20 protein-coding genes are annotated in these 14,999 nt (G+C 58.9%); 7 read left to right on the top strand and 13 right to left on the bottom strand.

The window, feature by feature from the left end:
* The first annotated feature begins 123 nt into the window (after positions 1-123).
* From ACQZ40_RS15710 to ACQZ40_RS15720, 3 genes are read left to right on the top strand one after another with little or no spacing between them, the layout of a single operon-like run.
* Entirely contained in the window at positions 124-474 is a 351-nt protein-coding gene (locus ACQZ40_RS15710; protein WP_174036166.1) for a lysozyme inhibitor LprI family protein, read from the top strand.
* Positions 475-522: 48 nt separating this feature from the next.
* Positions 523-978 carry a MarR family winged helix-turn-helix transcriptional regulator gene (locus tag ACQZ40_RS15715; RefSeq protein WP_174036167.1) on the top strand — a complete coding sequence of 152 codons (456 nt, stop codon included), beginning with the start codon at positions 523-525 and terminating at the stop codon, positions 976-978.
* A gap of 25 nt (positions 979-1,003) precedes the next feature.
* Positions 1,004-1,438, top strand: coding sequence for a hypothetical protein (locus tag ACQZ40_RS15720; RefSeq protein ID WP_448748261.1), 435 nt, complete (start codon positions 1,004-1,006; stop codon positions 1,436-1,438).
* 21 nt (positions 1,439-1,459) lie between these two features.
* On the opposite strand, the gene ACQZ40_RS15725 is transcribed toward ACQZ40_RS15720, so the two are convergent.
* Entirely contained in the window at positions 1,460-2,461 is a 1,002-nt protein-coding gene (locus ACQZ40_RS15725; protein WP_448748262.1) for a serine hydrolase domain-containing protein, read from the bottom strand.
* 121 nt (positions 2,462-2,582) lie between these two features.
* Between ACQZ40_RS15725 and ACQZ40_RS15730 the strand changes: the two genes are divergently transcribed.
* The gene (locus tag ACQZ40_RS15730; RefSeq protein ID WP_448748263.1) at positions 2,583-3,173 is read left to right on the top strand and encodes a GNAT family N-acetyltransferase; all 591 of its coding nucleotides are present in this window, start codon (positions 2,583-2,585) and stop codon (positions 3,171-3,173) included.
* 61 nt (positions 3,174-3,234) lie between these two features.
* Here ACQZ40_RS15730 and ilvD read toward each other — a convergent pair whose 3' ends face one another.
* Positions 3,235-5,070 (bottom strand): dihydroxy-acid dehydratase, encoded by a 1,836-nt coding sequence (gene ilvD / locus ACQZ40_RS15735; RefSeq protein WP_003521018.1) that lies wholly within the window; start codon positions 5,068-5,070, stop codon positions 3,235-3,237.
* A gap of 310 nt (positions 5,071-5,380) precedes the next feature.
* On the opposite strand from ilvD, the gene msrP reads away from it, so the two are divergent.
* The 3 genes from msrP to ACQZ40_RS15750 are packed head-to-tail and all read left to right on the top strand — an operon-like array spanning position 5,381 to position 7,307.
* The gene (gene msrP, locus ACQZ40_RS15740; protein WP_078052746.1) at positions 5,381-6,322 is read left to right on the top strand and encodes a protein-methionine-sulfoxide reductase catalytic subunit MsrP; all 942 of its coding nucleotides are present in this window, start codon (positions 5,381-5,383) and stop codon (positions 6,320-6,322) included.
* Positions 6,323-6,324: 2 nt separating this feature from the next.
* Positions 6,325-6,990: a protein-methionine-sulfoxide reductase heme-binding subunit MsrQ gene (gene msrQ / locus ACQZ40_RS15745; protein ID WP_448748264.1), complete on the top strand. Its 666-nt coding sequence runs from the start codon at positions 6,325-6,327 to the stop codon at positions 6,988-6,990.
* Positions 6,987-7,307: a hypothetical protein gene (locus ACQZ40_RS15750; protein ID WP_448748265.1), complete on the top strand. Its 321-nt coding sequence runs from the start codon at positions 6,987-6,989 to the stop codon at positions 7,305-7,307. The genes msrQ and ACQZ40_RS15750 overlap by 4 nt, the downstream gene beginning before the upstream one ends.
* 83 nt (positions 7,308-7,390) lie before the next feature.
* Here ACQZ40_RS15750 and rplQ read toward each other — a convergent pair whose 3' ends face one another.
* The 11 genes from rplQ to rplF all read right to left on the bottom strand — a co-directional run bounded on the left by rplQ (position 7,391) and on the right by rplF (position 14,986).
* On the bottom strand, positions 7,391-7,816 hold the full coding sequence (rplQ, locus tag ACQZ40_RS15755) for a 50S ribosomal protein L17 (RefSeq protein WP_003521014.1): 426 nt from the start codon (positions 7,814-7,816) through the stop codon (positions 7,391-7,393).
* Positions 7,817-7,936: 120 nt separating this feature from the next.
* Positions 7,937-8,947 carry a DNA-directed RNA polymerase subunit alpha gene (locus ACQZ40_RS15760; protein ID WP_003495228.1) on the bottom strand — a complete coding sequence of 337 codons (1,011 nt, stop codon included), beginning with the start codon at positions 8,945-8,947 and terminating at the stop codon, positions 7,937-7,939.
* A gap of 195 nt (positions 8,948-9,142) precedes the next feature.
* A complete protein-coding gene (rpsK, locus tag ACQZ40_RS15765; RefSeq protein ID WP_003521013.1) occupies positions 9,143-9,532 on the bottom strand; it encodes a 30S ribosomal protein S11 in 390 nt (129 codons plus the stop codon).
* A 137-nt stretch (positions 9,533-9,669) separates the two neighbouring features.
* Positions 9,670-10,038: a 30S ribosomal protein S13 gene (rpsM, locus tag ACQZ40_RS15770; RefSeq protein WP_035263425.1), complete on the bottom strand. Its 369-nt coding sequence runs from the start codon at positions 10,036-10,038 to the stop codon at positions 9,670-9,672.
* A gap of 302 nt (positions 10,039-10,340) precedes the next feature.
* Positions 10,341-10,931: an adenylate kinase gene (locus tag ACQZ40_RS15775; protein ID WP_003507790.1), complete on the bottom strand. Its 591-nt coding sequence runs from the start codon at positions 10,929-10,931 to the stop codon at positions 10,341-10,343.
* Positions 10,928-12,268, bottom strand: a complete 1,341-nt coding sequence (gene secY / locus ACQZ40_RS15780; protein ID WP_003521010.1) for a preprotein translocase subunit SecY — start codon at positions 12,266-12,268, stop codon at positions 10,928-10,930. Before secY ends, ACQZ40_RS15775 begins: the two co-directional genes overlap by 4 nt.
* Positions 12,269-12,596: 328 nt before the next feature.
* Positions 12,597-13,076: a 50S ribosomal protein L15 gene (gene rplO / locus ACQZ40_RS15785; protein WP_448748266.1), complete on the bottom strand. Its 480-nt coding sequence runs from the start codon at positions 13,074-13,076 to the stop codon at positions 12,597-12,599.
* 16 nt (positions 13,077-13,092) lie between these two features.
* Positions 13,093-13,299 (bottom strand): 50S ribosomal protein L30, encoded by a 207-nt coding sequence (gene rpmD / locus ACQZ40_RS15790; RefSeq protein WP_020812287.1) that lies wholly within the window; start codon positions 13,297-13,299, stop codon positions 13,093-13,095.
* 11 nt (positions 13,300-13,310) lie between these two features.
* Positions 13,311-13,880, bottom strand: coding sequence for a 30S ribosomal protein S5 (gene rpsE, locus ACQZ40_RS15795; RefSeq protein ID WP_004442585.1), 570 nt, complete (start codon positions 13,878-13,880; stop codon positions 13,311-13,313).
* Between the two features lie 197 nt (positions 13,881-14,077).
* Positions 14,078-14,440: a 50S ribosomal protein L18 gene (gene rplR, locus ACQZ40_RS15800; RefSeq protein ID WP_003521008.1), complete on the bottom strand. Its 363-nt coding sequence runs from the start codon at positions 14,438-14,440 to the stop codon at positions 14,078-14,080.
* Positions 14,441-14,452: 12 nt separating this feature from the next.
* Positions 14,453-14,986: a 50S ribosomal protein L6 gene (gene rplF, locus ACQZ40_RS15805; protein ID WP_003495204.1), complete on the bottom strand. Its 534-nt coding sequence runs from the start codon at positions 14,984-14,986 to the stop codon at positions 14,453-14,455.
* Between the last annotated feature and the right edge of the window lie 13 nt (positions 14,987-14,999).

The raw sequence follows: 14,999 nt of genomic DNA on the forward strand, positions 1-14,999 counted from the left end.
AAGCAAAGAGCGGCAAGATGATGGCCGTCCTTTTCCAGGCATGGATCGGTGGGCGACATTGGAACCAACAGCGCCCCTTTTCGGTTTCACCGGCACCTGACTGTCCTTAAAAAGAGACGACCCATGCATCTGAAACCGATCCTCCTTGCCAGCGGCATCCTGCTTGCCCCCTCCTTCATTTCGCTGGCCAGCGCGGCGAGCTTCGATTGCGAAAAGACCGATCTGGCCGCGGACGAGAAGGCGATCTGCGACAACCGCATGCTGAACGATCAGGATGTGAAGATGGCCACCACCTTCGACATCCTCACCCAGCTGATGGCGATGGGCGCACGCGACACGCTGCGCGACGAGCAGAGCCAGTGGTTGAAGAAACGTCAGGAATGCGCAGCGGACGTTGCCTGCCTTACCAGCGCTTACGAGGAACGCATGAAACGCCTAGGCGAGGCGTTCCAGAGCATCAACCGGCCGTTGTAACATAAATCCGATATTGACAGCATATTGTCAAAATGGCAATGTGTTGTCATGAAAACGGACAACGCACACATTCTTTCCGCCCTGGCGGTGGCCATCTTTAGAACCAATGGCGCATTGATCGCCGCGGGCGACGCCCTGTCTGCACCCTTGGGTCTGTCCAGTGCACGCTGGCAGGTTCTGGGAGCGGTGGCGCTTGCCGGACAGCCTTTGACCGTGGCGCAGATCGCACGGAACATGGGCCAGACCCGGCAGGGTGTACAACGCCTCATCGATGAGATGGAACGCCAGGACATTGTCTGCTTCGAAAACAATCCGCACCACAAGCGGGCCAAGCTCATTCGCCTTACCGAAAAGGGCGAGAATGCCTATGCCGCCACCATGCAGCAATGGAATGAACTCGCCGGCCGTTTAGCCACGGATATGCAGGCGGAGCAACTGAGTGACGCCATAGACTGCCTGAACCAGCTTTTCGCCGGGCTGGACGCCGATCCGCCGCAAGGCTGAACCGATCTTCTAAAGGACTATATCGATGAGAACCCTTCATCCCGTCGCCGGCACGCTGGCGCTGGCGATCATACTCGCCTTTTGGTTATCCACCGCGCTCACCGAAATCTCCGGTTCCAGCGAAGCGATCCGTACCGTCAAACTCGCCATTCCCTGGGGGTTTCTGGTACTTGCGCCCGCGCTTGCGGTCACGGGTTTCAGCGGCTTTCGTATGGGCGCGAAATGGAAACACCCGCTGATCGCAGCCAAGAAGAAACGTATGCCGCTCATCGCACTGAACGGGCTGCTGATCCTCGTCCCCTGCGCGCTTGTGCTTCGGCATTTCGCCCTCTCAAACGATTACGGCGGGGTCTTCTACGCCGTTCAGGCGCTGGAGCTTTGCGCCGGGGCGCTCAATATCACCCTTCTCGCAAAAAGCTTCCGCAATGGCCTTCAGCTAAAACGCCGTCTGGCCGCCTAGTTCGGCGTTTTGCGCATGAGGTTATACCGCCCGGATAATGGTCTCCATAAGGCCATGCAACTGGTCCCGATAACCGGTTCGGGCGGAAGGCGCGTCCTCGCGAGAGGTCATCACGACCGATAGCCGTCTGGCGGGTACGATATAGAGCATCTGCCCGCCATAACCCCAGGCGTAATAGACCGTCTCGCCTGCCATCTCCTTGATGAACCAGCAATAGCCATAGCCGTCGCCGTTGAAGACGGAATTGGTGCGCTGCCTCCACGATTGCTCGATCCAGCCCTGAGAAATCAACCGCTCGCCGCCGGGTGTCACACCACCCAGCTGGTAAAGCTCCCCGAAGGCCAGCAAAGACCGCGCGGTCATCGCCATCTGGTTGCCGCCGAGATAGATGCCCTGCGGATCGCGCTCCCAGCCGCCGATGGAAAATCCTTCAAGCGGTCGGAACCAGTCGCGCGCAAGCGACAGCGTCGAACGGCCGGACGCTTTTGTCAGGATCGCCGAGAGCAGATGGGTGGAGCCGGTGGAATAAAGCATGCCGCCGCCCGGTTCTCCGGCAAAACCGGAACCCAGCGCCATCCGCACCCAGTTGCGGCTGGCGACCCAGCGGCCGTAACTCGGCCCCGACATGCGCTCCAGACCGGATTGCATCGACAGCAGGTTGCCGACGGTGATCCGTTCCAGCCGGTGATCGGGATTTTGCGGAAAATCGCCGCGCAGAACAGTCGCGATCGGCTGGTCGGCGCCTTCGAGAATCTTTCGATCGATCGCCATGCCCACCAGCGCCGAGATGATCGATTTCGAGGCCGACTTGATATTGGTGGAGCCGTTCAAACCCGCGCCGTGATAAGCGCGGCTCGCGACCTCCTCGCCATCGATGCTGACGATGACCGCCTTGAGGCTGGAAAGCGCATTCGCCTGCCGCAGCAACGGATCGAAACGGATGCCATTGCCGGTGCTTTGCGCGCGGGCAAACGAGGCGAAAGGCAGGGAAGCGATAAGGGCAAGTGCGGTTCTTCTTTTCATGTCACTGAGCTAGGAAGCCATACGGAGATGAAAAGAGGAAACATCGCCAATCACTCCAATGTGACCTTATTTCAAGCACCGGATTTCCACACCCCCAATTCGATGATCTCGCGAAATCTGTATGAAAACAGGGCGTTGGCCTGCATTCCGGAATCGAGATGCAAAGCGCTTGAATCAGTTTCTGATCTTGAGGACTATTGCCTGCCGCAAATGCAAAAGATGGGAAACGATGCCGCAACTGAAATCATCACGCCTTGTCCTGCGGCCTTTTAAAATGACGGACTCGTCGCCACTCGCCCGTTTGACGAACGATCCGCTCATTTTGCGCAATCTGCTGCGCACGGCCTACCCTTTCGAAACCGATGATGCACGGCGCCTCATCAGGCGCATTGCTGAGCGTCGGCTACCGGTATGGGCTGTGGATGATGGCAGTCTGGTCGGTCTCATCGGGCTTTCAGGCGAATTCGGCCTTTGGCTTGATCGCCGTGTCTGGGGAAAGGGCTATGGAGAAGAAGCCGGACGCCTCGTCATCGATTATGCCTTTCAGCATATGGGTATCAGAACCCTGCATGCCAATCCGCTGTTCGACAACAGGGCGTCGCACCGTCTGATGGACAAGCTGGACTTTGTTGCGACCGGCCGGGCAAATGCCTTTTGCCTGCAACGGGGAAAAATCGTGCCGCTTCGACCTTATCGGCTCGATAAAGAGTGATCGGCACAAAAAAGCCGCCGTTTATCAACGGCGGCCTTTTATCATCTCGCAAATCCGGAACTTACTCCGGCAGAATCCGCACTGCGCCCTTGTCCGCGCTGGAAGCAAAGGCGGCATAGGCCTTCAACGCCGTCGTGACATTGCGCTTGCGCGGCGCTTCCGGCTTCCAGCCCAGTTCTTCCTGCTCGGCGCGGCGTGAAGCCAGCTCCGCATCGGTGACCTTCAGGTTGATCGTACGGTTCGGAATGTCGATTTCGATCAGGTCACCCTGGCGTACGAGGCCGATGGCGCCGCCCTGCGCCGCTTCCGGCGAGGCGTGACCGATGGAGAGGCCCGAAGTACCGCCGGAGAAACGGCCGTCGGTGATCAACGCGCAGGCTTTGCCGAGACCCTTGGATTTCAGATAGCTGGTCGGATAGAGCATTTCCTGCATGCCCGGCCCGCCCTTCGGCCCTTCGTAACGGATGACGACGACGTCGCCCGCCTTGACCTCGTTGCCGAGAATGCCCTTCACCGCCGCATCCTGGCTTTCGTAAACCACTGCCGGACCGGTAAATTTCAGGATGGATTCATCGACGCCCGCCGTCTTCACGATGCAGCCGTCGAGTGCGATGTTGCCGTAGAGCACGGCCAGACCGCCGTCCTTGGAGAAAGGCTTCTCGACCGAGCGGATAACGCCGTTTTCGCCGTCCGTATCCAGATCGTCCCAGCGCGAGGATTGGCTGAAGGCCACCTGCGTCGGCACGCCGCCGGGGGCGGCCTTGAAGAACTGGCGCACCGTCTCGCTGTTGGTACGCGTGATGTCCCAGCGGTCGATGGCATCGCCCAGCGTCGCCTCATGCACGGTATAGGTATCGCGATTGATGAGCCCACCGCGTTCCAGCTCGCCGAGAATACGCATGATGCCGCCGGCGCGGTGAACGTCTTCCATGTGCACGTCCTGCTTGGCGGGCGCGACCTTGGAAAGGCAGGGAACCTTGCGGGAAAGACGGTCGATGTCTTCCATGCCGAAATCGACGCCGCCCTCATGCGCCGCCGCCAGAATATGCAGCACCGTGTTGGTGGAACCGCCCATGGCGATATCCAGCGACATGGCGTTTTCAAACGCCGCCTTGTTGGCGATGGTGCGCGGCAGGACGGTTTCGTCCTCCTGCTCATAATAACGGCGCGCCAGATCGACGATCAGGTGACCGGCCTCGACGAACAGCCGCTTGCGATCGGAATGGGTGGCAAGCGTCGAACCGTTGCCGGGCAGCGACAGACCCAGCGCCTCGGTCAGACAGTTCATGGAATTGGCCGTGAACATGCCGGAACAGGAACCGCAGGTCGGGCAGGCCGAACGCTCGATAACCTTCACATCCTCGTCGGAAATCTTGTCGTCCGCAGCCGCGACCATGGCGTCGACCAGATCGAGCGCCACCGTCTTGCCATGCAGGACGACCTTGCCGGCCTCCATCGGACCGCCGGAAACGAAGACGGCGGGGATGTTGAGGCGCATCGCCGCATTCAGCATGCCGGGCGTGATCTTGTCGCAGTTGGAAATGCACACCATGGCATCGGCGCAATGGGCATTGACCATATATTCCACCGAATCCGCGATGATCTCGCGCGACGGCAGCGAATAGAGCATGCCGTCATGGCCCATGGCGATACCGTCATCGACCGCAATCGTGTTGAATTCCTTGGCGACACCGCCGGCCGCCTCGATTTCGCGGGCAACGAGCTGGCCGAGATCCTTCAGATGCACATGGCCCGGCACGAACTGCGTGAAGGAATTGACCACCGCGATGATCGGCTTGCCGAAATCGCTGTCCTTCATGCCGGTGGCGCGCCAAAGGCCGCGCGCGCCCGCCATGTTGCGGCCGTGGGTTGTCGTTCTGGAGCGATAGGCTGGCATGGTGTTTTCCTCGATCTCTGGCGAAGAGCGCATTTCCGCAAACGCGGTAAAACAGCTCCTGCCCTATTTTGCGGTTTTTCTAGCGCAAACCGCAAGCCCTGTCACTGTCACCTTGGGGCAAAACAGTACGGTTCGGTACGGTACGCTTCCTCTTCATCTTGTTATCCGGCCGCGCCTTCATCACAAATGCGCGATTTCCGCCGCCCCACCGTTGTTTTTCCGTAGAGCACTGAAACATATCTGTGCAGCGGCCGTATTGGCTATCATAATCGATTTATCGCCGATGTACCCGGCTTTTGTGGAGGTTCCAATGCCCGCCTATCGTCCGCCCCTCATCTCGGCAAATGAAATCACGCCGAAGAATATCTACCTGTCCAGACGTGGCTTCCTCGGCACGGCGGCGGGGCTGGCGGCAATCGGGCTGGCCGGGCGCGAGGCTGTTGCCGCGCCGCTTTCCGCAAAACCCGGCGCCTACAAGCTGGATGAGAAACTCACCCCGCTCGATGCTGTCACCAGCTATAATAATTTCTACGAATTCGGTGTCGGAAAATCCGACCCGAAGGAAAATTCCGGCAAGTTCAAGCCTTCCCCCTGGACGGTGAAGGTGGATGGCCTCGTCTCCAAACCGCAGGAATTCGGCATTGAAGAGCTGATGAAATATCCCCTCGAAGAGCGCACTTACCGCATGCGCTGTGTCGAGGGCTGGTCGATGGTCATTCCGTGGATCGGCTTCCCCCTCGCCACCCTTCTCGACAAGGTGGAGCCGCTTGGCAGCGCGAAATATGTCGCTTTCGAAACCGTGGTGCGGCCGGACGAAATGCCGGGTCAAAGCGGTCTGTTCCAGCCTCTCTCATGGCCCTATGTCGAGGGGCTTCGCCTCGATGAAGCGCGCCATCCGCTCACCATTCTCGCCGTCGGCCTTTATGGAGAAACGCTGCCGAACCAGAACGGTGCGCCGATCCGTCTCGTCGTGCCATGGAAATACGGTTTCAAGGGCATCAAATCCATCGTCCGCATTTCGCTGGTCGAAAAACAGCCAGAAACGACGTGGAAAAACTCCAACGCCCGCGAATATGGCTTCTATTCCAACGTCAACCCGAATGTGGATCATCCCCGCTGGAGCCAGGCGACGGAACAGCGCATCGGCGAAGGCGGTTTCTTTGGCACTGAGAACCGCCCTACCCTGATGTTCAACGGTTATGACGAGGTGGCAAGCCTCTATGCCGGCATGGACCTGAAAGCGAATTATTGACCATGGCCTTCGCCCTGCCTCTTCCCTCGCTGCCGAAGCGTTACCAGCCGGCCGCCATCTGGTCGCTTTATGCGATCGGCCTCTGTCCGGGCCTCTGGTATTTCTATCTCGCCGCAACCGGTGGCCTCGGCTTCAATCCGGTCAAGGATTTCGAACACCTGCTCGGCATCTGGGCGCTGCGCTTCCTCTGCCTCGGGCTTCTGGTGACGCCGCTGCGCGATCTCTTCAACATCAACCTCATCGCCTATCGCCGGGCGCTGGGGCTGATCGCCTTTTATTACGTACTGGCGCATTTCACCGTCTATCTGGTGCTGGATCGCGGCCTGATCCTCGGCTCCATCGCCGGCGATATTCTGAAGCGCCCCTATATCATGCTCGGCATGGCCGGGCTTCTCATGCTCATACCGCTGGCGCTCACCTCCAACCGCTGGTCGATCCGCAAACTCGGCAACCGCTGGAACACGCTGCATAAACTCGTCTATCTCGTGCTCATCGTCGGCGTGCTGCATTTCGTGCTGGCGCGGAAGTCGATCACGCTGGAGCCGGTGTTTTATATCAGCACGATGGTGATCCTGCTCGGCTATCGGCTGGTAAGGCCATCGATCATGGCAAGGAAGCGGGGGAAACGCGCTGACAGGAACTCTCTGCAACGCCCATCACGATCATGAAGCCGACCGATCAAAACCTCCGAACCGCCCGCCGCCCTGAAATCTCCATTTCCGGTCAAACGGCTCTCTCCGAAATATTCAACACAATGGCAACTGGTGCGGCTTTCGACCCTGCTCGAATTGCCCGCGCCTTGAACAGTGCTCATCGGCAGGCGTTATCAGGGCTTGTTGAGCGCATTGAGAACAGAGACGTTAAAGAAGAAGACCTGCAAAGGCTCTGGCTCGCGCATCATGTTTCGGACCGCATTGTTCTGATGGCCACACTTGTTGACCTTATTCGTCAAATCAGTCGCTACTTGCCGGGTCGACAGCCTTAAATCCGGAAAGTGAAGCAACACAAAAAGCCGGGCGATCTCTCGCCCGGCTTTTTTAACTCATGACGCCTGAACGGCGTCAAACCTTATGCAGCTTCGGCAGCAGCAGCTTCAGCGGCAACGCGAGCCTTGTCGGCTGCGCCCTTGGCGTCAACGTCGCGCTCGACAAATTCGATGACGGCGAGAGCGGCATTGTCGCCCTGGCGGAAGCCGGCCTTCATGATACGCAGGTAGCCGCCGTTGCGGTTTGCGTAGCGGGCTGCGATCGCGTCGAACAGCTTGCGAACGGCGTCCTGATCCTTGATCTGCGAGATCGCCTGACGACGAGCGTGCAGGTCGCCGCGCTTGCCGAGGGTGACGAGCTTCTCAACGATCGGGCGAATTTCCTTCGCCTTCGGAAGCGTGGTTACGATCTGCTCATGGGTGATGAGCGAAGCAGCCATGTTGGCAAACATTGCCTTGCGGTGGCTGGCGGTTCTATTGAGCTTGCGGCCTGAATTACCGTGGCGCATTGCTATTCTCCTTCTTCGCAGGTTCCTTCTCTAAGGCCTGCCGTTTCCTGGCACATGCAGGTGACTTACCTGCTGTTTGACGGGGAAAGGCAGTCTTTAAAGGGTCTGCCTTTTTGATTGTTAGTACTGGTCTTCGTAACGCTTTGCGAGATCTTCGATGTTCTCGGGCGGCCATGCCGGCACTTCCATGCCGAGGTGCAGACCCATGGAAGCGAGAACTTCCTTGATTTCGTTCAGCGACTTGCGACCGAAGTTCGGCGTGCGAAGCATTTCGGCTTCGGTCTTCTGGATCAGGTCGCCGATGTAAACGATGTTGTCGTTCTTCAGGCAGTTTGCCGAACGAACGGACAGTTCGAGCTCGTCGACCTTCTTGAGAAGCGCCGGGTTGAACGCGAGTTCGGTAACCGATTCTTCTTCTGCTTCCTTCTGCGGCTCGTCGAAGTTGACGAAGACGCCCAGCTGGTCCTGAAGAATGCGAGCGGCGAAGGCAACGGCGTCTTCGCCGGAAACCGAACCGTTGGTCTCGATCGTCATGATCAGCTTGTCATAGTCGAGAACCTGGCCTTCACGGGTGTTTTCCACCTTGTAGGACACTTTCTTGACCGGAGAATAGAGGCTGTCCACCGGAATGAGGCCAATCGGGGCATCTTCCGCGCGGTTGCGCTCAGCCGGTACGTAACCCTTGCCGTTGTTGACGGTGAATTCCATGCGGATTTCAGCGCCATCGTCCAGCGTGCAGATCACGTGGTCGGGGTTCAGGATCTCGATATCGCCAACCGTCTGGATGTCACCAGCGGTCACGGCGCCCGGACCCTGCTTGCGCACGACCATGCGCTTGGAATCATCGCCGTCCATCTTGATGGCGATTTCCTTGATGTTGAGCACGATATCCGTCACATCTTCCCGAACGCCGGGGATGGAGGAGAATTCGTGCAGGACACCGTCGATCTGCACGGCCGTCACAGCGGCGCCACGCAGAGAAGACAACAGAACGCGACGCAGCGCGTTGCCGAGGGTAAGACCGAAACCACGCTCCAGCGGCTCGGCAACCAGCGTTGCCTTGGTGCGGCTGGACGAGGTGAACTCGACCTTGTTCGGCTTGATAAGTTCCTGCCAGTTCTTCTGAATCATCTTTAAACCTTCCGTTCGCCGCCACCATCCAATCGTGACGGACCGAGCATGAAAACACCGAGAGGAACCTAATTCAGCGGTTCATCGGTGGGTTCTTGAGCGCAAGTCCGCCGACCGAAATCGACGCGCACACGCCAGATACACGAAAATTCCGCCAGACCTGAGGTAAGGCGGAATTTCCGAACCACGGTCGCGTCAGACGCGGCGCTTCTTGCGCGGACGGCAACCGTTGTGCGGGATCGGCGTCACGTCGCGAATGGAAGTGATCATGAAACCGGCAGCCTGCAGGGCGCGAAGTGCCGATTCACGGCCGGAACCCGGACCGCAAACTTCAACTTCAAGCGACTTCATGCCGTGTTCCTGAGCCTTCTTCGCGCAATCTTCAGCAGCGATCTGGGCAGCGAACGGGGTCGACTTGCGCGAACCCTTGAAGCCCTTGGCACCAGCGGACGACCAGGCAATAGCATTGCCCTGTGCGTCGGTGATGGTGATCATCGTGTTGTTGAAGGTCGAGTTGACGTGCGCGACGCCCGACGTGATGTTCTTACGTTCGCGACGGCGAATACGTGCGGCTTCCTTGGCCATTTTATACCTTTCATTGATCTCTTCACCGCCGTAACACCAGCGGCTACACCGGCGATTGGCCCCATCGGAGCTTCACGCCAAACTCAGAAAGGCTGGCGCGGACTGCACCAGCCTCCCCTTTCCGGAGAACCGGAAAATTACTTCTTCTTACCAGCGATAGCCTTCGCCGGACCCTTGCGGGTGCGGGCGTTGGTGTGCGTGCGCTGACCGCGGACCGGAAGGCCACGACGGTGACGCAGGCCGCGGTAGCAACCGAGGTCCATCAGACGCTTGATGTTCATCGAGGTCTCACGACGCAGGTCGCCTTCGACCTGGTAGTCGCGGTCGATGGCTTCGCGGATCTGAAGAACTTCAGCATCCGTCAGCTGATGAACGCGCTTCTCAGCCGGAAGACCGACCTTGTCCATGATTTCCTGCGCGAATTTCGGACCGATCCCGTGAATGTAGGTCAGCGCAATAACAACGCGCTTCGCGGTCGGGATGTTGACGCCAGCGATACGTGCCACGTCTCTTCTCCTTGGTTCCAGTTGCCATCCGGCAAGTGGTGATTCCATTCGAGCGGCCGACAAGACCGCCAGTTCAAATTGGTGTCCGTGACAAGTCAAAACGACCGAACCCGGATCTCCCTTCCCTTAGGGAAATCCGCGCCAGTCGCTTGGGATGTCGCGAGTTGGCGCGGTGTTTAACGGAATCAGCGCAAAAAAGCAACCGGCTCCGCCAAGATTCTTTTACGATCCAAAGGATCAGCCGCCATGCGCAAGCGAGATATGGGCAAGAGCGCAACAGCCTCGCCCATCCGCTCCGTCAATCAGGCGGAGGCTTTCTCGAGAACGCGCTCGATAGCCTCGGTGACGGCATCGACGTCAGCCATGCCATCCAGCGTCACGAGCTCGCCCTGTTCGCTGTAATAGGCAGACAGCGGCGCGGTCTTCTCGCGATATTCCGTCAGGCGCTTGCGGAACGCTTCCGGATTGTCATCCGAGCGAACCGTACCGCCGGCGGCAATGGTTTCAGCCACGCGGTTTTCGATTCGGCGAATCAACGCCTCTTCGTCCACCTTGAGTTCAATGACGGCATCGAGGACCAGATTCTTCTTGCGCATGTTGTCGGCAAGCGCCTTGGCCTGCGGAACGGTGCGCGGATAGCCGTCGAGAATAAAGCCCTTGGCACAGTCCGGTGCTTCGATGCGTTCGGAAACGATCTGATTGACGATATCGTCGGAAACAAGCCCGCCGGCGTCCATGACGGCCTTGGCGCGTTTGCCGATTTCGGTGCCCGCGCTGACCGCAGCGCGAAGCATGTCACCGGTGGAAAGCTGCGGGATCCCGTACTTGTCCGTCAGCCGCTTGGCCTGGGTTCCCTTGCCCGCACCCGGCGGACCCAAAAATATCAGTCTCATCGTCCCCTCTTTCCTCCACGCAACTTCGACTTCTTGATCAGCCCTTCATACTGCTGCGCGATCAGGTGGCCCTGAATTTGCGCAACCGTATCCAGAGTTACACTGACAACGATCAAAAGCGAAGTACCACCAAGGGCTAATGGAATGCCCGTGCGTGCGATAAGTGTCTCAGGAAGGATACAGACGAAGACAAGATAAATCGCGCCGACCACGGTGATGCGGGTCAGGACGTAATCGATGTACTCCGCGGTGCGCTCGCCCGGACGGATGCCCGGAATGAAGCCACCATGCTTCTTGAGGTTATCTGCGGTGTCCTTCGGATTGAAGACGATCGCCGTATAGAAAAATGCGAAGAACGCGATCAGCAGGCCATAGAGCGCCATGAACAGCGGCTGTCCGTGCTGCAGCGACGCGATGATTGAGGTTGCCCAGCCCGGCAGGTTGGTGTTTCCGGCAAAACCAGCGGCCGTTGCCGGCAGCAGCAGCAGCGACGATGCGAAGATCGCGGGAATGACGCCGGCCGTGTTGAGCTTCAGCGGCAGATGCGAGGTATCGCCCTGGAACATGCGATTGCCGACCTGTCGCTTCGGATATTGGATCAACAGGCGGCGCTGCGCGCGTTCCACGAAGACGATGAGCGCGATGACGCCGATGGCGACCACAACGACCGTCAGGATGAGCGGCGTGGAAAGCGCACCGGTACGGCCGAGTTCCAGCGTGCCGGCCAGCGCCTTGGGCAGGCCTGCGGCAATACCCGCGAAGATGATCAGCGAAATACCGTTGCCGATGCCGCGCGAGGTGATCTGCTCACCCAGCCACATCAGGAACATCGTGCCGCCGAGCAGCGTGATGACGGTGGAAATGCGGAAGAACCAGCCCGGATCGACCACGAGGCCGTTGCCGCTTTCGAGGCCGACCGCAATGCCATAGGCCTGCAGCGTGCCGAGCAGCACCGTGCCGTAGCGCGTATACTGGTTGATGATCTTGCGGCCGGCTTCGCCTTCCTTCTTCAACGCTTCGAGCGAGGGCACGACCGAGGTCATGAGCTGCACGATGATCGAAGCGGAGATGTAAGGCATGATGCCGAGCGCGAAGATCGCCATGCGCTCGACGGCGCCACCCGCAAACATGTTGAAAAGACCGAGAATACCGTTGGCCTGGCCACGGAAGGCCTGCGCATAGGCTTCGGGGTTCAGGCCCGGAAGCGGAATGTGGGTGCCGAGACGGTAGACGAGAAGTGCGGCAAGAGTAAACCAGAGACGCTTTTTCAGATCCTCCGCCTTAGCGAAGGTCGAAAAATTCAGGTTCGAAGCCAGTTGTTCCGCTGCTGAAGCCATAAATTTCTCCGAATGACCCTTGCCAGCCAGCGCAACCGGCCGATGCGGAAAGGTCTAAAAGATACTGGTCAAAACCGGGCTTCGGACAAATGCGGCTCTGAGCCGCCATCATGCCTCACCCTGTTTTTTATGTCCTATCCCCTCCCCTACGGAAGTTCAAGAACTGTGAGGCTCTCCCTGCAGCACTTTCTGCCGCAAGCGGGGCCGTGGAAGCACACCGCGAAGAGATTGCCCTGATGCTCTATAAATCGATTTAGATCGAAAACACCATAGGCCAGGGAGCGCAAACGCCCGGAGCGACGAGCCCCGGGCGTCTGAAGTCTATATATTACTCGGCGGCTTCTGCTGCAACTGCGAGAAGCTTGATCGAACCGCCAGCCTTTTCGATCTTGTCGATTGCGGGCTTGGAAGCGCCGGCAACTTCGAAAGCGACCTTGGCCTTCAGCTCGCCGTCGGCGAGAATGCGTACGCCGTCCTTGGCGCGGCGGATAACGCCGGCAGCCTTGAGAGCAGCGGCATCGATCGTTGCGGAAGCGTCAAGCTTCTTGGCGTCGATGGCGGTCTGAATGCGGCCGAGCGATACGACAACATATTCGGAAGCGAAGATGTTGTTGAAACCGCGCTTCGGCAGACGACGGTAGATGGGCATCTGACCGCCTTCGAAACCGTTGATGGCGACGCCCGAACGAGCCTTCTGACCCTTCACACCGCGACCACCGGTCTTGCCCTTGCCGGAACCGATACCGCGACCTACGCGGATACGGTCCTTGGAGGCGCCTTCGTTGTCTCTGATTTCATTGAGTTTCATGATAGGTTACTCCGTCTCACTTCTCGTCAACGACGCGAACGAGATGCTGGACCGCACGGATCATGCCGCGAACCGCCGGAGTGTCTTCCAGGGTGCGCTGACGATGCATCTTGTTGAGACCCAGGCCGATCAGCGTCTGGCGCTGGATTGCCGGGCGGCGAATGGGGCTGCCGATCTGTTCGACCGTAACAGTCTTCTTGGCTTCAGTAGTCTTCTTGGCCATGATCCAGCTCCTTATTCTTCAGAAGCGTTGCCGGAAGCGGCACGACGAGCCTGAAGGGTCGCATACTTCAGACCGCGCTGTGCAGCGATGTCCTTCGGATGAACCTGATGCTTCAGAGCGTCGAACGTAGCGCGAACCATGTTGTACGGGTTCGAAGAACCGGTCGACTTGGCAACAACGTCATGAACGCCGAGCGTTTCGAAAACGGCGCGCATCGGACCACCGGCGATGATACCGGTACCGGCCTTGGCCGAACGCAGCAGAACCTTGCCTGCGCCGTGACGGCCATTGACGTCGTGGTGCAGCGTGCGGCCATCGCGCAGCGGAACGAAGATCAGATCGCGCTTGGCGCTTTCGGTTGCCTTGCGGATCGCTTCCGGAACTTCACGAGCCTTGCCGTGACCGAAGCCGACGCGGCCCTTCTGGTCGCCAACGACGACGAGAGCGGCGAAGCCGAAGCGACGGCCACCCTTAACAACCTTTGCAACGCGGTTGATCGCGACCAGCTTGTCGACGAATTCGCTATCGCGCTCTTCGCGGTTCTGACGCTCTTCGCGGGAACCTCTTTTATCCTGTGCCATTGTCCTTGTCCTTTTTCTTTTGCGGGTGGAACGGCAAACGAAAAGACCAGCGGCCCCGATGAAGAGTTCCGCATGGTCCGGTGAAATTCCGCCCGGATCGTTGTCCGGGCGGAAGCTGCAGCGCTAAAAGCGCTGCAGCATCTTTGTTGGTGCATGATCCTTTCTTTCGATCTCAAAAAATCGAAAGGGTCATGCACTCAGAAGTTCAGGCCGCCTTCGCGGGCAGCGTCTGCCAGGGCCTTGATGCGGCCGTGGTAGATGAACGCGCCACGGTCGAATACGACATCCTTGACGCCAGCCTTGACGCCACGCTCGGCAACCAGCTTGCCGACAACAGTTGCTGCTGCAACGTCGGCGCCGGTCTTGAGCGAGCCGCGCAGATCGGCTTCGAGCGTGGAGGCAGACGCAAGCGTCTTGCCAGCAACGTCATCGATGATCTGGGCGTAGATGTTCTTCGACGAGCGATGAACCGACAGGCGCGGGCGGCCGTTGGCAACCGCCTTGATCTGGCGGCGCACGCGGCTCGCGCGACGTGCAAGTGCTTCTTTCCTGCTAGCCATTTCGCGTGATCCTTACTTCTTCTTGCCTTCTTTGCGGACAATACGCTCTTCAGCGTACTTCACGCCCTTGCCCTTGTAGGGCTCGGGACCGCGGTATTCGCGGATTTCCGCGGCTACCTGGCCAACCTGCTGCTTGTTGATGCCGGAAACGATGATTTCCGTGGGCTTCGGAACGGCAATGGTGATGCCGACCGGCGGCTCGTAAACAACGTCGTGGGAGAAGCCGAGAGCCAGCTGCAGGTTCTTGCCCTGCATGGCGGCACGGTAACCGACGCCGTTGATTTCGAGCTTGCGCTCATAGCCGTCCTTAACACCCTTGAAGATGTTCTCGATCATCGTGCGGGACATGCCCCACTTCGAACGAGCTTCCTTGGTGCCGTTAGCCGGCGTTACGGAAACGCCGTTATCTTCGAGCTTCAGCTGAATGTCGTCGTTAGCGACGAAAAACAGTTCACCCTTCGGGCCCTTAGCAGTAACCTTCTGGCCGTCGACATTGGCCGTCACACCTGCTGGAACCGGAACGGGCTTTTTACCGATACGAGACATTATTCAATCCTGT

The organism is Agrobacterium sp. 16-172Ci (assembly GCF_053522725.1).